At 32.8% G+C, this 20,025-nt stretch carries 19 protein-coding genes; 9 read left to right on the top strand and 10 right to left on the bottom strand.

Going from position 1 to position 20,025, the window contains the following annotated elements; genetic code table 11:
• Positions 1-3: 3 nt before the first annotated feature.
• The 8 genes from HM992_RS11140 to HM992_RS11105 form a co-directional block, all read right to left on the bottom strand.
• Positions 4-2,691 carry a sensor histidine kinase gene (locus HM992_RS11140; protein WP_179319705.1) on the bottom strand — a complete coding sequence of 896 codons (2,688 nt, stop codon included), beginning with the start codon at positions 2,689-2,691 and terminating at the stop codon, positions 4-6.
• A complete protein-coding gene (locus tag HM992_RS11135; RefSeq protein WP_178985056.1) occupies positions 2,684-2,878 on the bottom strand; it encodes a hypothetical protein in 195 nt (64 codons plus the stop codon). The genes HM992_RS11140 and HM992_RS11135 overlap by 8 nt, the downstream gene beginning before the upstream one ends.
• A gap of 113 nt (positions 2,879-2,991) precedes the next feature.
• A complete protein-coding gene (locus HM992_RS11130; protein WP_178985055.1) occupies positions 2,992-4,758 on the bottom strand; it encodes a sodium:solute symporter family protein in 1,767 nt (588 codons plus the stop codon).
• A gap of 33 nt (positions 4,759-4,791) precedes the next feature.
• On the bottom strand, positions 4,792-5,052 hold the full coding sequence (locus tag HM992_RS11125; RefSeq protein WP_178985054.1) for a DUF4212 domain-containing protein: 261 nt from the start codon (positions 5,050-5,052) through the stop codon (positions 4,792-4,794).
• A 10-nt stretch (positions 5,053-5,062) separates the two neighbouring features.
• Positions 5,063-6,310, bottom strand: a complete 1,248-nt coding sequence (locus HM992_RS11120) for a hypothetical protein (RefSeq protein ID WP_179319704.1) — start codon at positions 6,308-6,310, stop codon at positions 5,063-5,065.
• A gap of 109 nt (positions 6,311-6,419) precedes the next feature.
• Positions 6,420-6,839, bottom strand: coding sequence for a transposase-like zinc-binding domain-containing protein (locus tag HM992_RS11115; protein ID WP_178985052.1), 420 nt, complete (start codon positions 6,837-6,839; stop codon positions 6,420-6,422).
• Between the two features lie 189 nt (positions 6,840-7,028).
• Positions 7,029-7,391 carry a DUF779 domain-containing protein gene (locus tag HM992_RS11110; protein ID WP_179319703.1) on the bottom strand — a complete coding sequence of 121 codons (363 nt, stop codon included), beginning with the start codon at positions 7,389-7,391 and terminating at the stop codon, positions 7,029-7,031.
• Between the two features lie 68 nt (positions 7,392-7,459).
• Complete coding sequence (locus HM992_RS11105; protein ID WP_179319702.1) at positions 7,460-8,959, bottom strand: aldehyde dehydrogenase family protein; 1,500 nt, start codon at positions 8,957-8,959, stop codon at positions 7,460-7,462.
• Positions 8,960-9,131: 172 nt separating this feature from the next.
• Here HM992_RS11105 and HM992_RS11100 point away from each other — a divergent pair, with 172 nt between their 5' ends.
• The gene (locus HM992_RS11100; protein WP_178985049.1) at positions 9,132-10,046 is read left to right on the top strand and encodes an AraC family transcriptional regulator; all 915 of its coding nucleotides are present in this window, start codon (positions 9,132-9,134) and stop codon (positions 10,044-10,046) included.
• Here HM992_RS11100 and HM992_RS11095 read toward each other — a convergent pair whose 3' ends face one another.
• Positions 10,047-11,423: an alanine/glycine:cation symporter family protein gene (locus HM992_RS11095; protein WP_179319701.1), complete on the bottom strand. Its 1,377-nt coding sequence runs from the start codon at positions 11,421-11,423 to the stop codon at positions 10,047-10,049. It abuts the gene before it with no gap.
• 294 nt (positions 11,424-11,717) lie between these two features.
• Here HM992_RS11095 and HM992_RS11090 point away from each other — a divergent pair, with 294 nt between their 5' ends.
• From HM992_RS11090 to HM992_RS11055, 8 genes are all read left to right on the top strand, one after another.
• Positions 11,718-12,659, top strand: a complete 942-nt coding sequence (locus HM992_RS11090) for a mechanosensitive ion channel family protein (protein WP_179319700.1) — start codon at positions 11,718-11,720, stop codon at positions 12,657-12,659.
• Positions 12,660-12,760: 101 nt separating this feature from the next.
• A complete protein-coding gene (locus tag HM992_RS11085) occupies positions 12,761-13,849 on the top strand; it encodes a heparan-alpha-glucosaminide N-acetyltransferase domain-containing protein (RefSeq protein ID WP_179319699.1) in 1,089 nt (362 codons plus the stop codon).
• 37 nt (positions 13,850-13,886) lie between these two features.
• Complete coding sequence (locus tag HM992_RS11080; protein WP_179319698.1) at positions 13,887-14,339, top strand: hypothetical protein; 453 nt, start codon at positions 13,887-13,889, stop codon at positions 14,337-14,339.
• 144 nt (positions 14,340-14,483) lie between these two features.
• Positions 14,484-15,056: a Crp/Fnr family transcriptional regulator gene (locus HM992_RS11075; RefSeq protein WP_179319697.1), complete on the top strand. Its 573-nt coding sequence runs from the start codon at positions 14,484-14,486 to the stop codon at positions 15,054-15,056.
• A gap of 93 nt (positions 15,057-15,149) precedes the next feature.
• Positions 15,150-16,523: a TolC family protein gene (locus HM992_RS11070; protein WP_179319696.1), complete on the top strand. Its 1,374-nt coding sequence runs from the start codon at positions 15,150-15,152 to the stop codon at positions 16,521-16,523.
• A 21-nt stretch (positions 16,524-16,544) separates the two neighbouring features.
• Positions 16,545-17,504, top strand: coding sequence for an HlyD family secretion protein (locus HM992_RS11065; RefSeq protein ID WP_179319695.1), 960 nt, complete (start codon positions 16,545-16,547; stop codon positions 17,502-17,504).
• A gap of 3 nt (positions 17,505-17,507) precedes the next feature.
• Entirely contained in the window at positions 17,508-18,686 is a 1,179-nt protein-coding gene (locus HM992_RS11060; protein ID WP_179319694.1) for an ABC transporter permease, read from the top strand.
• Positions 18,687-18,885: 199 nt separating this feature from the next.
• Complete coding sequence (locus HM992_RS11055; RefSeq protein WP_179319693.1) at positions 18,886-19,362, top strand: nuclear transport factor 2 family protein; 477 nt, start codon at positions 18,886-18,888, stop codon at positions 19,360-19,362.
• A 113-nt stretch (positions 19,363-19,475) separates the two neighbouring features.
• Here HM992_RS11055 and HM992_RS11050 read toward each other — a convergent pair whose 3' ends face one another.
• Positions 19,476-20,024: a 1-acyl-sn-glycerol-3-phosphate acyltransferase gene (locus tag HM992_RS11050; protein ID WP_178985039.1), complete on the bottom strand. Its 549-nt coding sequence runs from the start codon at positions 20,022-20,024 to the stop codon at positions 19,476-19,478.
• Between the last annotated feature and the right edge of the window lies 1 nt (position 20,025).

Here is a 20,025-nt window from a genome sequence, read left to right as displayed (position 1 = left end):
AATTTACTTAAAAGGGATTGTAAAAACAAGTGTTGCACCAATTTTTATGTCTTTTTTTGCCCAAATTTTTCCGTTGTGCTTTTCTACTATTTGTTTTGTAATCGCTAAACCTAAACCACTCCCTTCAGGTTTTCTTGTGTTTTGGTCTTGAGATTGGTAAAATTTATCAAAAATATAAAGAAAGTCTTCTTCTAAAATCCCTTTGCCATTATCTGAAACCGAGATTTCTAAGCGATCATTTCCTAACTTATAATCAACAATAACTTTACCTGTTTTGGCTTCACAAAACTTAATAGCATTAGACAACAAATTAGTTAGCACTTGAAGAATACGATCTTCCTCATAACTAATTTTAAAAGAATGCACATTATTATTTATAATTTGAACATCTTTTTTTGCAGCAATATGAGAAATACTAGCAATGGCTTTCCCTATTGTTTTTTGAATATCCTGATGCTTTAAATCTAATTGCAAGCCTCCTGTTTCTAATTTTTCAAAATCCAAAATATTATGAATTAAGCGTCCTAAACGATCCGAATCTTCTAAAATATTCTTTAAAAACTGTGCTTTAATTTCTTTAGGCATATCCTCATCATCTAGAATAACTTCGGTTGCAGCTCGTATTCCGGTAATTGGTGTTTTCAACTCATGCGCCACCGTATCTAAAAACTCATCTTTCTGTCTGTCTTTACTAATTAACTCTTCGTTGGCTTCTTTTAATCTAGATGTTAGTTGAGATAACTCATTAGACTTTTCCACCAACATTTTATTGCTCACAATATTCTCTTTAGATTCTTCTAATATCTTCAAGACCTCAACTAAGCTAATTTGCTCTTCTTTTACCACACTTGCGATTAATATTTTTGCTGAAGCGGAACCGATACTTCCTGTTAAGAGCCTTTCTGAAAAGTTAATTAACCGTGCATCTGCTAGCTGTGTATCTTGCGATAATTTATACTTCGTGAAAAATATTTTTAATGCACGAGCCGCTCTTTTTTCACCTAAAAATCGTTCCAAAACATTTTTAATATCTGAGACGTATGCTTCACCTTTCCAAACCAATGCACTATCTTGAAGATTAGTGAAGTTTTTACTATCCACAAACATTTCGGCATAATTACGTTCTCTATAATTTCCTTTAGACATTAATGAAAACATTAAATAGCTAAACAAATTAAAAGTGATACTCCAGAAAAACGCATGTGCTGGCGGACTTAAAAAATCAATTCCAAAAAGAGCATAAGGTTTTAAAGTTTCAATCCCCATTAATCCATATTGTCGGAAATCATCTGTGCCTAAGTACGATTCTAAAGTAAAAGGTAAAACTAAAGTATAAAAGGCGACAAAAAAACCTACAATCATTCCAATAATAGCACCTTTTGAAGAGCCACGATTCCAATATAAACCTATAAAAAATGACGGAGCCAACTGCGCTATAATAACGAACGAAATTAAACCGATTGAATATAAAGACAGTGCTTTTGAAAACAACACATAAAAGAAATAAGCTGTAATAATGATGGTAAAAATAGAAACACGACGAATGGCCTTAATGTATTTTGAATTGCGTTCTGGTTGGTTTTTAATGAATTTATCTAGAAAACCATAAGGAATCACCAAGTTGTTACTGACCATAGTAGATAATGCTAAAGTAGACACTACAACCATAGAAATCACTGCTGAAAAACCACCTAAAAACACCAGCGTTGCTAAAAAGGTATTCCCGTGTTCTAACGGCAGCAACAACGTGTAATATTCTGCATTTTCTGTAGAACCAAACGTGAGTTTTCCTGCCCACGCAATAAAAATCACAAAAATATTAAACAACAATAAATACAACGGAAACAACCAAATAGCCTTCTTTAAATGCTTTTCTCTGTTATTTTCTAATACTGCAACTTGAAATTGTCTTGGCAACAAAAACACCACCATAAATGATAAAGCAATCATGAAGAACCAATTAAAACCAGCTTCTACTTCTCCAAAAGTTGTCAATGCTTTAAAATTTTCTGTGATAGAAACTTTCTCATAAATGTCTGAAGTGCCATCAAACAAGAAAAATGTAATATAGATCCCTATAACTAAAAAGAACATTAATTTTAGCATGGACTCGAGCGCTACTGTGGCAACAATTCCTTTATGCTTTTCTGAAGCATCTGTATTTTGAGTTCCAAAAAAAGCTGCAAATATGGCGAGCAACAAAGCAATGTAAAATGTAGAATCATCAATGACCGTTGTAGAAATATAACTGTTCTCTCCTGATAAAATTTCGAAGGTTTCTGAAACAGCTTTTAACTGTAAGGAAATATAAGGTAAGGTTCCAAATAGACAAATGATGGTTACTAACGCACCTAAAAATCTGTTATTTCCGTAGCGTAATGAAATAAAATCTGCAATAGAAGAAATTTTATGATGCTTCGAAATTCTAATAATTTTTCGCAGTAATACAATCCATAGAGGCGCTGCGATTACAGGACCTAAATAAATTGGTAGAAAGTCAATTCCTGAATTTGCTGCTATACCGACACTCCCATAATACGTCCAAGCCGAACAATAAACAGCTAAAGACAAGGTGTATACGTAAGGATTATTAACCCACTTACTTTGACGTTTTTTTTCAGCAAGAAAAGCAATGTAAAACAACACTGCTAAATAAATAATGATGATTATGATTACGGCGTAACTATTCATAATGACGTTTTAAAACGATATATGAAATTACTATTGAAATCATCCAAAATGAAAATAACGAAAAGTATAATGTTGGAATCCCAAAAATGACCCCTTCAAAATTAAAAATGAGGATAAAGGGAATATTAAATACTAATAACAATGCTATTGATAAAACCACTAGCTTTTGTTCGTGACGTTTTTTCATTAATTGATCAATTTAAAGTCGCAATAACAAAGCGCCTACTAATATAAGAAATCAGTATTACAAATAAATGTAATACTGATTTTCAAACTAATTGAAATTAAAATAAATGATTATTAATGATCTTGAGCTTCACCAGCGCCAGAAGGTATTCTGATACTTTCAACCATATCTTGAACTTCTTGAGGTGGTGCAACTGACACTCTAGATATCACTATAGAGATAACAAAATTGACACACATGGCAATAGTTCCAAAACCTTCAGGTGATGTACCAAACCACCAATCTTCACTGGTTCCACCTCCAAACATATCGAGTTTAAAGCGCATCATGTAGTATAACATTAAACTCATACCAACGATCATTCCAGCAATAGCACCTTCTTTATTCATCCGTTTATCAAATATTCCTAAGATAATGGCAGGAAAAAAGGAGGCGGCTGCGAGCCCGAAGGCGAGCGCGACGACTGCGGCGACAAATCCTGGTGGATTAACTCCAAAATAACCAGCAATAACAATCGCTACAAATATTGAAACTCTTGCGGCTAACAATTCACCTTTATCAGAAATATTTGGTCGTAATTGCTTTTTAATTAAATCGTGAGAAACAGATGTAGAAATCACTAATAATAATCCTGCTGCTGTTGATAATGCTGCGGCTAAGCCACCTGCTGCTACTAATCCAATTACCCAATTCGGTAAATTTGCAATTTCAGGATTTGCTAATACCATGATATCTCTATCTACGTATAACTCATTGACTTCATCACTATTATTAGTTACAATACGTTCACCATGTTCTCCTCTAGCGTCGTCATAAATTGGTTTGCTACCAGATAATGAGTTTCCTGCAACGTATTGAATTTTACCATCACCATTTTTATCAGACCAAGCAATTAATCCCGTATTTTCCCAATTTTTAAACCAAACCGGAATTTCATCATAACGTTGATTACTTACAGTTTCAATTAAGTTTGTTCTCGAGAAAACAGCGATTGCTGGTGCTGTTGTATAAAGAATGGCAATTAAAAACAAGGCGTATCCTGCAGATTTACGTGCATCCTTCACTTTAGGGACTGTAAAAAAGCGAACAATTACATGCGGTAATCCTGCGGTTCCTGCCATTAATGCTAAAGTAATTGCAAAAACATCCCATGTGCTTTTTGTTCCACTTGTATATTCGTTAAATCCTAATTCGGTATGTAACGTATCTAGCTTATCTAATAGAAACGCACCACCTTCAACCTTACCTCCCATTCCGATTTGAGGAATAATATTTCCTGTCATTTGAAATGAAATAAAAAATGCTGGTACCATAAAAGCAAAAATCAACACACAATATTGTGCTACTTGTGTATAGGTAATACCTTTCATTCCGCCCAATAAAGCAAATACCAAAACTACGGTCATTCCTATAAGAACACCATAAGTAATATCGATTTGTAAGAATTGAGAAAATACAATTCCAACACCTCTCATCTGACCTGCAACATATGTAAATGAAACTATTAGAGCACACATAACAGCAACTGTTCTTGCTGTGTTTGAGTAGTATCTATCTCCAATAAAATCTGGTACAGTAAACTTTCCAAACTTCCTTAGGTAAGGTGCCAATAATAAAGCTAAAAGCACATAACCGCCTGTCCATCCCATAAGATAAACTGAGCCATCATAACCTGCAAAGGAAATAATACCTGCCATACTTATAAAGGAGGCGGCACTCATCCAATCGGCAGCAGTTGCCATACCATTTGCTAATGGAGACACTCCGCCTCCTGCAACATAAAATTCTTTTGTAGAGCCTGCTCTTGCCCAAATTGCGATTCCAAAATATAAGGCAAAAGTAATCCCTACTAATAACCATGTCCAAAATTGTACACTCATAATTTTTGTTTTTTTATTTAGTTTAGTTAAGGATTACTCGTCGTAACCGTATTTTTTATCTAGTTTATTCATTAATCTGACGTAAACAAAAATCAGTATCACAAATACATATATGGAACCTTGTTGGGCAAACCAAAAGCCAAGCTTAAATCCTCCGAGCTTAAATTGGTTGAGTTCCTCCCTAAATAGAATGCCGCATCCAAAGGACACCACAAACCATATTGCGAGAAGTATAAATAAATACTTCACATTTTCTTTCCAGTACGCTGATGCGTTTTTCTGATTGTCATTCATAGTTTCTAGTTTATAGGTAAATCATTGCTTGAAGTGTAATAGTATTTGAATCTATGGCACCGAAACTTTGATTAGTGTATTCTAAAGTTAATTTTGAATTGTGTCCGCTCATATAAGCATTGATGCCTACTCCTAGTGTAGATCTATTATCATCCACAGCATCATAAGAATGTATGCCATAACTGACATACGGTTGAAATCTCGTTTTTAATTTATCCCCATTTAAAACATAACCAACATGGTAATATAGCATGCTACCTGTTCCGTAAGCACCATAGAGATAGTTTTTCCCATAATTACTATTTTGATACATGGCATAAGCTGTCAAAGCACTACCATTTTCCCCAAGCGGTGCATCATAGAAAGCATCAGCAGCAAAGATGGCAACATCCTCCCCTTCAATATTTGGATTAATTGCTGTGCCAGTATCGATTACAGAACCTTTAGGATGCAAAAAGAAACCCGCTCCAACATTGAAGATTTTTTTCTCTCCTAAATAGGTCCCAACTTTATAAGGCAAAAAGTTGGATTCCTGATCTAAAAAGTTATAATCAAAATAACCAGCATAAGTTTTCCCTGCTGCTTTAGAACCTAAACTAGAACGGCCATTATAAACCGCATCTCCACCTGCAACAGCGGCACGAGCATCTAGTGATGACACAGATGCATCATTAATAGCCACACGATATTGTAACTTATTGAATTTCCCTTTTAGAAATACTCCCAAATGCCTAGCGAATTGATCAGATAAACCAATAGTTGCCCAAGCCTGACGATTGTTATCTAAAGTCATTAAATTAAGTGTGCTCTGATTGTTTAACCTAGATATTCCATTAAAATAATGTAAACCACCTCCTATGGTATGATCTTTACCTAAACTATATTGTGCCCATACATCGTGAAAGAAGAGCTGAGAACCATCTCCTTTTCCTGTTGGACTTAAATTAGCACTAGTTAAACTGTTTAATCCAAAATGCGTAAGAATTAAGAAGTCCTTATTAATTTGGGCAAACATTAAAATCCTAGCACGTCTTAAATTGAAGTTTAATTGACTGTTTTCGTTACCATTACTATCAAAGGTTTCATCTGCGGTATAATTAGCTTGAACTTGAGCCCAAGAAATTAACCGCAGATACTTTGTACCTTCTTCATTGAATTTGAATTTTAAACCACCCGTGTAATCTGGCGAACCTTGAGCAATCGTAAACTGAAAGACCATTATAAGTAGTCCTGTTAATAGTAAGCTTTGATTTTTCATGGTTAAAAAAGATTAGTTAGTACTTTAAATTGATTCTGTGTGCACCACTAAGCTCTTAAAAACATTGCTTTTAATAATATTTTATATATCTATTTGTTAATTTAATATACTAATCTTTAAATCGCTCCCATTTTATGAGCATAAATTTATCTCCTAACTCAGTCACCACAACACCTGCACCCTTTAAATTATTTGTATCTAAAAAATATCTACCAAGCTCATTAGCGTTTAGAATTTTGTAAGTGGGATGATAATTAGAGTTATAAGGACGCTTAATATTGTATTTTTTAACCCAATTCATGACACTGACATGAGAAATCCCGAGAATCCGTTCAATTTCCCTGTAGGTAAGTCCTTCTAAATAAAGTTGTAGTGATTTATTAACGTAATAGTCATCTATCTTCTTTCCTATTTTATTAACTGTGAAATAGTAGTTGCATTTTTTACATTTATAACGTTGTCTTTTATTGACAATTCCACTCTTAACATACTGATCACTACCACAATTTGGACATAAATCTATAGTCATATATATTTATTTAGCATAAATATATCAAATTAGCAATAAAATCATCAACCAATAGTTAAAAAATTTCATTTTTAATAAAATTAAAACGAAAAATATATCATATTAATTATTATTTGATGTAGAATTACGAAAACATAAAAAAGCCTATACGCAAAGCATATAGGCTTTTTTTGATATAAAATCTCGGAATTATTCCACTTTCATATTAAAGTAAGCTTCCTCTTCTTCTGTTAATAATCGGGAATGAATTAAAAATCGAAGACCTAAAGGAATCTCTAATGAAAAACTGGCACCTCTACCTTCTGTGATATCAACGGTTAAGTGGGTATGTTTCCAATATTCGAATTGATCTTGATTCATATAAAAATTCACGCCTTCAACTGCACCTAAAAGAATATCACTTTCATCTAGATACATCTCTCCTTCTTCAAAAATCATTGGCGCAGAACCATCACAACAACCTCCACTTTGATGAAAAATTAAATCACCATGTTTCGCTTGAAGTTGCTTAACTATTTCTGCTGCTTTATCTGTTATTTTTACGCGTTTCATAAAATGTGGTATAAAAAAAAGCTGAATTAAATATACTAATTCAGCCTTAATTAGCTATTAATAAAATCCTAAAAGAAACCTAACTTGTTCTTATCATAAGAGATTAACATGTTTTTAGTTTGTCTATAATGACTCATCATCATTAAATGATTCTCTCTACCGAATCCAGATTTTTTATAGCCACCAAATGGTGCATGTGCGGGATAAGCATGATAACAATTTACCCAAACACGACCCGCTTTAATAGCTCTTGGTATTTGATATAATTGATGGGCATCTCTGGTCCAAACACCGGCTCCAAGACCATACATAGTGTCGTTAGCAATTTCTAATGCTTCCGCTTCATCTTTAAACTTAGTGACACAAACAACTGGTCCAAAAATCTCTTCTTGAAAAACACGCATCTTATTATGACCTTCTAAAATCGTAGGCTTAATATAATATCCATTAGCTAAATCGCCATCTAATTTATTAGCTTCACCACCTGTTAATACTTTTGCTCCTTCATCTTTTCCAATTTTAAAATACGATTGTATTTTTTCATACTGATCGTTAGACGCTTGCGCACCAACCTGCGTGTTTACATCATAAGGATTATCCTGAATAATTGCATTTGTTCTTGCTACTACGCGCTCCATAAAAGCATCATAAATATCTTCTTGCACTAAAATTCTTGAAGGACAGGTACAAACCTCACCTTTATTAAAGGCAAATAAAACAGCACCTTCAATTGCTTTGTCTAAAAACGCATCATCTTCATCCATTACACTATTAAAGAATATATTTGGAGACTTCCCACCTAATTCCATAGTCACAGGATTTAGATTTTTAGACGCGTACTGCATAATTAATTGCCCTGTTGTTGTTTCACCTGTAAAGGCTACTTTATCTATTTTAGAACTCGACGCTAAAGGTTTTCCGGCTTCTGGACCAAAACCATGAACAATATTTAATACACCTGGAGGAAAAACATCTGCAATTTTCTCCATTAATAATGTGGCTGAAGATGGCGTTTGTTCCGCTGGTTTTAATACAACGCAGTTCCCTGTTGCTAATGCTGGAGGTAATTTCCAAGACAACATTAATAAAGGGAAATTCCATGGAATAATTTGACCAATGACACCAAGTGGTTCTTTAATATTCATGGATAAGGTATTTTGATCTAACTCCGTAGCACTACCTTCTTCTGCTCTGATGCATGCTGCAAAATAACGCCAATGATCTACAGCTAAAGGAATATCTGCGTTTAGAGTTTCGCGGATTGGTTTTCCATTATCACAAGTTTCTACAAGTGCAAATTCTTCTAAATTCGCTTCTATAATATCAGCTACTTTATTTAAAAGCGTAGCGCGTTCGGTTGCTGATGTATTTCCCCAAGCTTCTTTTGCTGCATTTGCAGCTTCTACTGCATTTTCTATATCTTCTTTTTGTGATCTTGGATATTTTGCGATTACACTTCCATCGATTGGAGATGTATTTTCAAAATAATCACCACCAACTGGTGGCACAAATTTTCCGTTTATAAAATTAGAATACTTCTCTTTAAATTTTGGCTTAGAATAGCTCATACCTTAATGTGTTTTATTGTTAATTATTTATTTATTTAGCACAAAAATTACTTATACTTTAGTTTTGATAAAGTTATTTTATCAAATCCCAAATAAATTGAACATATTGATTATATTTTTGAACATATCTCTTATTAACTATTTTTAAGATTTTTTTTTTGTAATATTGAGTATGAGCAACTTATTAACGCAACATAAAAGCCACAGAAAACTTACTACGTTAGTAGAAAATAGGACGACTTACAATGCTGAATATGCAGAACTTAATATATACGAAACACATGCGATTGCTGAGAAAGTGTCTTTAACATTCGACTTTCCTATTATAGCAAGTATGCTCACTGGAAAAAAAATAATGCATTTGGATGGTTTTGATGCTTTCGACTTTTTCCCAGGAGAATCTGTTGTTATGCCTACCAATAAAGAAATGGTTATTGATTTTCCAATTGCTACAAAAAATAAACCAACACAGTGTTTAGCTTTAGGCATCGATGCTTTTAAAATTTTAGAAGTTGTAGAAAAATTTAACCACAATGTGGCTATCGAAAATGAAAACAACACTTGGGATTTAGATAAAACCACATCACATCTTATAAATAATGTAGATGTAAATCATTTATTGGAACGACTAACGTACACTTTTACTAATAGTAATAAATCTAAAGATGTCTTGCTAGATTTAATGATTCAAGAGTTAATTATAAGATTACTTCAAACCAAAGCTAAATCTCTTATTGTAAATGACACTCATATTTTTAATGACACTAGGATTGGTACCGTTATTAAATTTATTAAAGAAAATTTAACGAACAAGGATATTACTGTAGATCTGTTGGCGAAGAAAGCCTACATGAGCACCTCTCACTTTCATAAGCAGTTTAAAAACACCTTAGGCATTTCTCCTATTGACTATATCAATTCAGAAAAAATTAAGTTTTCTAAAAAGCTCATCAAAACATCCCAAAACATGAGGATGTCTGACATTGCTTTTCAATCTGGATTTAATAACACGAGTTATTTCAACAGACAATTTAAGAAAATGGAAATGATGACTCCTCAGCAATTTAAAGCTTCTATAAGCAAATAATCACTCATTTTTTAGTCGTTTGATATACGCTTTGAGCTCAATTAACACTTTTGGAGCTAAGATTAACGTTGCCAACATCGTCGGAATCGCCATTAGAGCAAACACACCATCAATAAGGTTAATCATCATGCTTAAGCTCGTTGTAGCTCCGATGAAAATACTCAAGATATAGAAGTAATTATAATAGTGCTTTTTATCCGCTCCAAAAAGAAACGACATACATTTTGTACCATAATATGAGTAAGAAAATAGCGAGCTCATACTAAATACAGCAATACAGACTAACAACAGATATTTACCATAGTTAGGCATAACATCATCAAAAGCTGATGCCGTAAGACTCACTCCGTTATCAGAAGTCGTTTCCCAAACACCAGTAACCAAAATAGCTAAAGCCGTAAGTGTACAAACAATTAAAGTATCTATTGCAGGTCCTAGCATAGCAACTAATCCTTCGCGAATAGGCTCATCTGTTTTGGCTGCACCATGTGCCATTGGAGCTGTACCAATTCCGGCTTCATTAGAAAATGCTCCACGTTTTATACCATGAAGAATTAAAGCACCTATAACACCTCCTAAAAAGGTATCATCTTTAGGATAATAGTTAGCAGCGAAGGCGTCTGTAAATATAAGTTTCAAATAATATAATAACACATCGTTATGTGCTATAAGAATGATAATAACCAATAGAAAATATAGAGCCACCATACTTGGTACTAAACGAGAAGCAACGGAACCAATTCGTTTAATACCTCCTAAAATTACTAAACCAGTAATAAACACCAAAATAACACCAATAGTGAGATTCGTATATAAGCCTACTTGTACACCATTCGGAATTAATAAAATATCATTTAAAGCTTGCGTCAATTGATTCACATTAAAAACAGGCAAGGCGCCTATAAGGCCACAGAAACTAAAAAACACAGCTAAAGGCTTCCATGATTTCCCTAAACCTTCCATAATAAAATACATTGGTCCTCCTTGAAGTTCGCCAGCACTATCTTTACCTCGATACATTATTGCTAAGGTAGAAGTAAAGAATTTTGTAGACATCCCAATCACAGCACTAATCCACATCCAAAAAACAGCACCTGGTCCACCAATTGAAATAGCAACCGCAACACCTGCAATGTTTCCCATGCCTACAGTTGCAGATAATGCCGTTGTTAAGGCTTGAAAATGCGATATTTCACCAGGATCATTTGGGTCGTCATATTTTCCCCTAAGTACATTTAAGGCATGCCCTAAATACCGAAACGGTAAAAAATGAGAGCGTATTAATAAATATAAGCCTCCACCAATTAATAAAATAAGCAAGGGTAATCCCCAAGCTAAAGATGAAAAGTCGCTGAGTAGTTCGTTTAAAAATTCCATAGATTATAAATGTAGTAAACGGTTTTTATTATATAAGTTTCTGTTGCTAAAATTTGTAAATAAAGCATCAGATTTTATGATCATATAAATAACAAGCCTTAACAAAAGCATACTTATCTAAGATTAAATTTTTAACAACGAACAATTCTGTACAGTATAAAGTATGCAATAATGAGATTTTTATTTCCGAATTTTATAAAAATCATATAAACATTAAGATTTATAGTGGTTTTACTTGTGTTTCCATTAAAATTCTAATACATTAAGAATAGACAATAAACCTCTTTTTACCTTATGAAAAGATCCATTCAATTGATTATATGCCTCCTTTTAATTCTAATATTTTTCAATATAGAAGGTGTTTTCGACTTCATGAATTCACTTTCAAATTTTGAAGATTATGAAAGCTCCTTGTTAGTCCCGCAAAAACATAATTTCCTAATTATTTGCTTTGCATGGTTACTAATAATTTTCTTAAAAAATGGAAAAGCGCTCTTTTTAAAACGTTACGATATTTCTGCTGAAGACAATCTTAAAGCTAGAAAGATGTATACGCAAATTAATCTACTAGAGAAAATTATCATTTTCATTATTGGGCTATTAGCTATAGGATTTATTCTACTCTCATTTGATAGTATTAAAAAAATCGGATACGGAATTTTTGCTTCTGCTGGTTTAGCCGGAATTATTATTGGTTTATCAGCTCAAAAAGTGGTTGGCGCATTGCTAGCCGGTATTCAAATAGCCTTTACACAACCCTTTAGAATTGATGATGCTGTAGTTGTAGAAAACGAATGGGGTTGGATTGAAGAAATTAATCTCACCTATGTGGTAGTACGTCTATGGGATAAAAGACGACTTGTATTACCATCCACTTACTTTTTGGAAAATCCTTTTCAAAACTGGACTCGCAATTCTGCCGATATAATTGGATCTGTTTTTCTACATACCGATTATCATGTGCCTTTTGATGCCTTGCGAACAGAATTAACAAAAATATTAGAAAATACAGTACTTTGGGATAAACAAGTAAATGTTTTACAGGTAACAGACTCAAAAGAAACCACAATTGAAATTAGAATTTTAGTAAGTGCCAAAAACTCACCTACGGCATGGGATTTACGTGTACATGTTCGTGAAAAAATGATAGAATTTATTCAGAAAAACTACCCAAAAAGCTTACCGCGAACACGTGTTTATCTCGATAGTGATCATACCAACAACAAAGCCTCATAGCTCTAAATGCAAAAAAAAGATAAGGTTACTATATCAAAATTGTTTGATATTATTTATTTACAATTGTAAAATAGTACATTTGTACACCAATCAATTATTACTTGAGCACAAACCGCCTATATTTCATAGATGCCGTAAGAGCATTTGCTATCTTAATGATGCTTCAAGGACATTTTATAGATACTCTTTTAAACGTTTCATACAGAAATCATAGCTATACAGCTTTTAAAGTTTGGGAATACACAAGAGGTATTACTGCACCAACTTTTTTCACTATTTCGGGTCTCATTTTTTCATATTTATTAATAAGAGCAAAGCTTAATGGAACAATTGAGAAGCGAATGCATAAAGGCCTAATACGAGGATTTATGCTTATTGGTATCGGTTATCTATTGCGAGCCCCAATTTTTGAATGGTTAACAGGTAAATTTCCCGATTCCTTTTTAGTTGTAGATGTTTTACAATGTATTGGACTCTCCCTTATACTAATTGTTTTTATTTACAGGCTCACATTAAAAAAAACTTTGGTATTTTCTATAGTGATGTTACTACTTGGTTTAACCATTTTTATGTTAGAACCCTTGTATCGCCATTTAGAATTACCTGAGGTTCCTATGGTGTTCTCAAACTATTTATCTAAAGCAAACGGTTCCATTTTTAATATAATTCCTTGGTTTGGTTATGTAGCCTTTGGTGGTTTTATTGCAACATTATTTTATCGTTATGTAGAACGTCCTAAGTTTAAAATAGCCATTGTATCTGGTTTTTTTGTTATTGGAATTGCACTTATTTTCGGTTCTTCTGAAACATTAATGAAACTATACTATGTCTCTGATTTATCAATTTTAAAAGAGGTTGCTTATTATAATTATTTATTTACTAGACTAGGAAATGTGTTAATCATCTTTTCTCTGTTTTATTTAGCGGAGAATTATATTAAACAACCATTAATTCTAAAAATTGGACAAAAAACACTATCCATTTATGTCATTCATTTCATTATCATTTATGGTAGTCTTACTGGTTTTGGATTGCATCAACTTATTGGTAGAGCTTTAGAGCCTTGGCAAGCTATTATCGGTGCCATACTGTTTCTTTCAGTAGTTTGTTTTATTTCATTTTATTATGCAAAAACGAATGAATTTGTATATTTAAATTTGCAGAAAATCATAGATAAAATTAGACGTTAAATTCATTATATTTATTTTTATAAAAATGTTTAACGATATGAAGATTTACCAATTAACAACCTTAATAATTCTATTTAGCTTTTTATCTTGCGACAGAATAGCCAACAAAACAAAAGAAGGAATAAACAGAGGTGGCGAAGTTGTTGGAGAAAGTGCCACGGAGTTTTTTGAAGGTGTTTCTGAAGGAGTAGACAAAACATTAGAATGTACAATTATACTTTCTGAAGATTTACAACAGAACGGCTTAAAAACTGGTGTTTACGATATTGGTAGCCAATCTAGTAGCAACAATAATAAACTCACCTTATACGTGATCTTTGATACTGATTTTGATAGAACAGTAATTGCTAAAGCATATAATAAATCTGGATTAGAAATTGGAAGAGCCAAAACCACAATCAATGGCACAAAAGGTGATGCTGATTATTATGATTTTTTGTTTGATGAACGCACAGATATAGGTTTTAGAAATAGAATTACTATCGAATAAAAACGACCATCTAATTAAAGATGATCTTTCGCTTTCAAAGCCATTAAACCTCATTCAAAGAGAAGGTATAGAGATCAATTGTTCTCTATTATATTTCGTTTGTTTCTAGCCTAAATTTCAATTAGCTTAGCTTTTTCTTTAATTATGAGTTTCACCCACACTTTAACGGCATTGGTGCCATTTTCAGATGATGAACTAAATGATATTTTGAATCATTTTACAATGAAATCAGTCTCTAAAAATGAGACACTTGTTCACCAAGGTGACATATGTAAATACTTATATTTCATAGAGCAAGGCATGGGCAGAAGTTATTATCTTAATGATAACCAAAAGGAGATTACACAGTGGTTTTTTGGAACAGGAAAATTTATGTCTAGTGCTGATAGCTTTTTTCAAAAAAAACCTAGTTTATATTATTTAGAAGTTCTTGAAGATTCTGTTTTATATCTCATTTCTAAGGAAAAATTAGATGTCTTATTTGCTAAATATCCTAAGATGGAAAAATTAGGTCGATTAGTCATTGCCGAAATGTTAACTAATGTAGTTAACAAACTCAATGCAATTCAATTTCAAACGGCAAGAGAGCGCTACGATTATATGCTGGCTGAATTTCCTGATATTGTCTACCAAGTATCATTAGGTCATATTGCTTCTTATTTAGGCATGGCACAAGAAACATTAAGTCGTATTAGAAGTCAAGATGCTATCAATTAAAATTTATCATAAATCTTCACCTTTTATGATATAGGTCAAAAATAAATTCAAAATTCAGTAATACCTTTGTATAGTAATTAAAAACTATGCAAAATGAACATCAATAAAGTCGCCTTAAATTGTGTTTTACTGCTACTTATAACTGTAATTCCAACAGAAATTTCGGCACAAGAATTAGACCCCATACTCAAAGATTTAATTCATAAAGGACTTCAAAAAAATCACACTCTAAAAAGTAATAAAATTGAATCTGAGCAAGCCAAAGTAGATCAACAAATAGCAAAATCTGTATTCTTGCCAAAGATTACTTTCAACGGAAGTTATACAAGATTAAATGATGACATTACATTTGACGATGACACCCAAACTTTATTAATAGAGACTCAAAAACTCATCATCAAAGATGCCATTGGGTTGCCTTTTAATTCGCCTTTTCCAGATAACATCCCATTGCAAGAAGCCGCAAATCTTCAGGATAAGAATATTCTAAAATCCTCAGTAGATTTAGATTGGGTATTATTTAGTGGATTTGAGGCTAGCAATGCACTTAAAGCAAGTAAACACAAAGAATCTTCGTTAAATTATGTGGGTCTTGCCGAAGCCGATAAAATCGCTTTACAAATTATTGAAACCTACGATAAATTAGCCCTAGTAAAAGCTTCTGAAAAAGTTTTAACTACCACAGAAAACTATTTGAACGAACAAGCCTATTATGTCAAAAAAGCAATTAAAAACGGTTTAACAACACCAATAAGTCGAAAAAAGATTGAACTCGCTCAACAACAACTTGCAGCAAAACAACTCGATTTTAGACATAAAAACATTCTATTAATAGAAGTGCTTCATCAACTGACCGGAGAACCTAAAGCTAACTTAAAATTGCTCAATCCACATTTACAAGTATTTTCATTTAATGACGATTCTAATACTGAAAAACGCAATGAAATAAGAGCCTTAGAAGAAGCTGAAAAAGCAACAAATTATAAACAAAAGATGGAAAAAAGCAGTTTCATTCCCAAAATTGCTATTAAAGGACATTACGAATTCATAGAAGATGATTTATCCTTATTAGATCCAAAATGGTTTATTGGAGCTGGCATAAAATGGAATGTTTTTGATGGAAATACATCCCGATTAAAAAGCAAAAAAACACATTTAGAAAGTAAAAAACTTAGAGAGCAAATTACCGATGCCAATGAAATGATTGCTTTAAGTATTACAAAAGCCCAACTAACTTATGAAGCTGCCTTAGAAAACACTAAAATAGTGGAAAAAGAAATTGAATTAGCTAGTGATACATACGATCTAATTAACCAACAATACAAAAACAATTTGGCTTCAATCAATGATGTACTCGATGCTTTAAACGATTTAGAAAAAGCTAATTTTAAACTGCAAGAATCCTTCTATAACGAACGAAGAGCTGTTGCAGATTTGCGCCATGCTAAAGGCATACTTACTTATTAATCCAACTATAAACGATATAAAATGAACACTTATAAAACACTCATCTTAAGCTTTTTTACGCTATTACTCTTTCAATCTTGTAATCATGAAAAAATTACACCAAATAGAGGAAAAGTAAAATTTGAAACTATTGCAGTCAGCAGTAAAATCCCAGGGCGAATTCATGCAATATATGTTGAAGAAGGGCAATCTGTAAGCAAAGGAGATACGCTAGCCCTAATTAATATTCCTGAAGTAAATGCTAAAATGTTACAAGCCGAAGGTGCAATTAAAGCAGCTCAAGGTCAGCTAAACATGGCTTTTAATGGTGCAACATCGGAACAGTTTAGCCAAATTGAAGGCCAATTGGAGGCCGGAAAAGCACAATTAGAATTTGCACAAGAATCATACGGGAGATTAAAAAATATGTATGAAGATTCTTTAGTAAGTCAACAACAATTTGACGAAGTAAAAATGAAACTCAACATGGCAAAAGCACAGGTTGCAAGTTTAGAAGCTAAACGAGACGAAGTAAAAAAAGGCACAAGATCCGAACAAATAGAACAAGCAAAAGGTCAATTAGAACGCGCATTGGGAGCAAAAGAAGAGGTGCTTTCTGCTTCAAACGAACAGTATTTAATTGCACCTGCAGCCATGTCTATAGAAACCATAAGTTTAGAAGAAGGCGAATTACTAACTCCTGGATTCACCTTATTTAATGGCTATAAAACGGATAGTGTCTATTTCAGATTTACAATTCCAGAATCAAAAATTTATGATTTTGAAGTCGGGCAAGAACTCACACTAATTAATCCTTACACAAAAATAGAAACTAAAGCTAAAATTGTAGCTATAAAACAATTGGCACAATATGCAGATATTACAAGCACAGCACCTTTGTACCAATTATCAGAATCAATTTATGAATTAAAAATTGTACCTGTAGCAGATGTTTCAGAACAACAATTTTATACCAATGCAACCATTCTAATAAAAAGCTAAACCATGAAAAAATTTATAAGGCTTATTAAGGTTGAGTTTAAACGTATTTTTTCGAATGGTGTTTTACTTGCTATTTTTTTTGGAGCACCAATTGGCTACGGTATTTTATTTGGTTACGTCTATCAACAAGCAAAAGTTATAGATTTACCCATTGTCATAGTAGACCAAGACCAAAGTCCTACAACAGATAAAATTATTGATGCTTTTGAAGACAATGAAGTATTATTGGTTACTGATGTGCGTTCTACTGATGGCAATATTGTAAATGAAATGCCTAAAGAACAATATGCTGCAGTTATAACGTTTCCTTCAGATTTTGAAAAAAACCTATTACAGAAACAGCACCCTGAAGTCCGCATAGACCTTAACATGGCAAATATTTTAAACGCCAATACAGCAAGTAAAAATATAAGTACAGTTTTAATGACCATAAATGCTGGCATAGAAATCGAAGGACTCAAAAAACAAGGTCTTCATCCAAAGCAAGCAAAAGTGACTTATGAGAGTTTTAAAATCAACTTTAATAAGCTCTATAATTCCACCGGAAACTATATTACTTTTATGTTACCAGGATTACTTGCCGCAATCATGCAACAGGTTATTTTCTTAGCTATGGCATTGGTGTTTTCAAGAGATTTTGAAGATGGCTATTTCATTACTTTAACAAAAGAAAGCAAATCATCACTCTATCATATCGCGTTAAAAGCGACTCCTTTCATCATTATGCTACCAATTATGTGGCTATTAATAAGTCTGCTATTTCCTTATTTTAATATTACAGCAGGTATTTTTAATACACCCATGATTGTTCTAACCTTATTATTGACGCTTGCTTCTATGGGAATTGGAATGTTGTTTTCTATTGCTATACCCAATCAACTGAAGGCAACAGAATTATTAATGGTTATTTCTACACCTGCATTTATACTTAGCGGATTTACATGGCCAACTTTAGCCATACCAGATTTTATTACTAGCGTTGCTCAGTTTATTCCTGTGACGCAATACTTAAGTGGGTTTAGAAAAGTAGCGTTCTATGGAGGTGATTTGTCCTCTGCTGCATCAGAAATAAAAATTTTAATACTGATAATTAGTGTCACATTTATAGCGATGATTATACTGCTTCAATATAAAATTAATATCTCTATAAAAAAGCAAAAAAAACAGATTGGAAACCATTAAATCAATCACTTAAAGCGTTAGCTAAACGCAATAATCTGAAAAATTTGAGAGACTATTTTAATCAAAAAAGCCATCTATTTAAAGATGGCTTTTCGCTTTCATAGCAATTAAATCCCATTCGAATGAAAGAATATGAATCAATAGCGTTCTACTTACGTATTTTTGTAATGCACGGTTTTATAAATCTTTAAAAAATCTTATGGAAAACATCATAAAAACATTTTACACGGCTTTAAATAATTGTGATGGTCCTACAATGGCATCATGCTACCATGAAGACGTTGTTTTTGAAGATCCTGCTTTTGGTATTTTGAAAGGGGAACGCGCTAAAGCGATGTGGTTAATGCTTTGCGAATCACAAAATGAAACTAGTTTTAATGTTGAGTTTTCAAATGTAAGCGCTAACGAAAACAGTGGTTCAGCACATTGGGAAGCGCATTACACGTTTAGCAAAACCGGACGAAAAGTACATAATAAAATTGACGCCTCATTTGAATTTAAAGACGGCTTAATTATAAAACATACGGACGAATTTGATTTACATAAATGGGCAAAACAAGCCATGGGAATTAAAGGTATATTTTTTGGAGGTATGCAGTTCTTTAAAAATAAGCTTCAAAATCAGACGAATTATCTATTAGATGAATTTATAAAAGTAAAAAAGCTATCCAATTAAATCAGATAGCTTATTGAGGCAATGTTTCTTTTTAGTGACTTGGAGTTTACTTTATGTTTCATTGCAATATGAATACTTCAAATCTTGTGCCAAAATTCTAACAAAATGCGAATCTAACTGTATTCTTTTACCTTTCCTTCAACTCCTTCATAAAAGGATCTCATATACTTAAAATCAGCTTCCATATCTTCTGTGGGATAAAATGGTTCTGACACCTTATTCTGTTTGTTTTTAAAGTCGAAGGTATACATTATGATAGGTACATTAGCTTTTTTAGCAATATAGTAGAATCCTGTTTTCCATTTTTCTACTTTTTTCCTGGTACCTTCTGGTGATAATGCTAACCTGAACTCTTCTTCTCCTTCGAATAATTTAGCTATAGTTTCAACTTTATTCTGACCAGAAGTCCTGTCTAATGCTTTCCCTCCTACGGCTCTAAAATAGTAACCAAATGGCCATACAAAAAGCTCTTTTTTTCCAACGAAATTTGTTTTTACTTGAGTTACATTCCTTAATAAAAGGGACAAATAAAAATCAACCCAACTGGTATGTGGAGCTGCAATTATTACAGCCTTCTTAACGGTATCTTTTGAAAAGTTAGTATTGCCAACAACCTTCCAACCCAATACTTTAAAATATATGAATTTTGCTAACCAGCGCATG

This window comes from Winogradskyella helgolandensis, from assembly GCF_013404085.1.
GTDB classification, from domain to species: Bacteria; Bacteroidota; Bacteroidia; order Flavobacteriales; family Flavobacteriaceae; genus Winogradskyella; species Winogradskyella helgolandensis.
The sequence above is the reverse complement of the archived record's forward strand: the minus strand, read 5'-3'. Positions and strand labels throughout refer to the sequence as shown.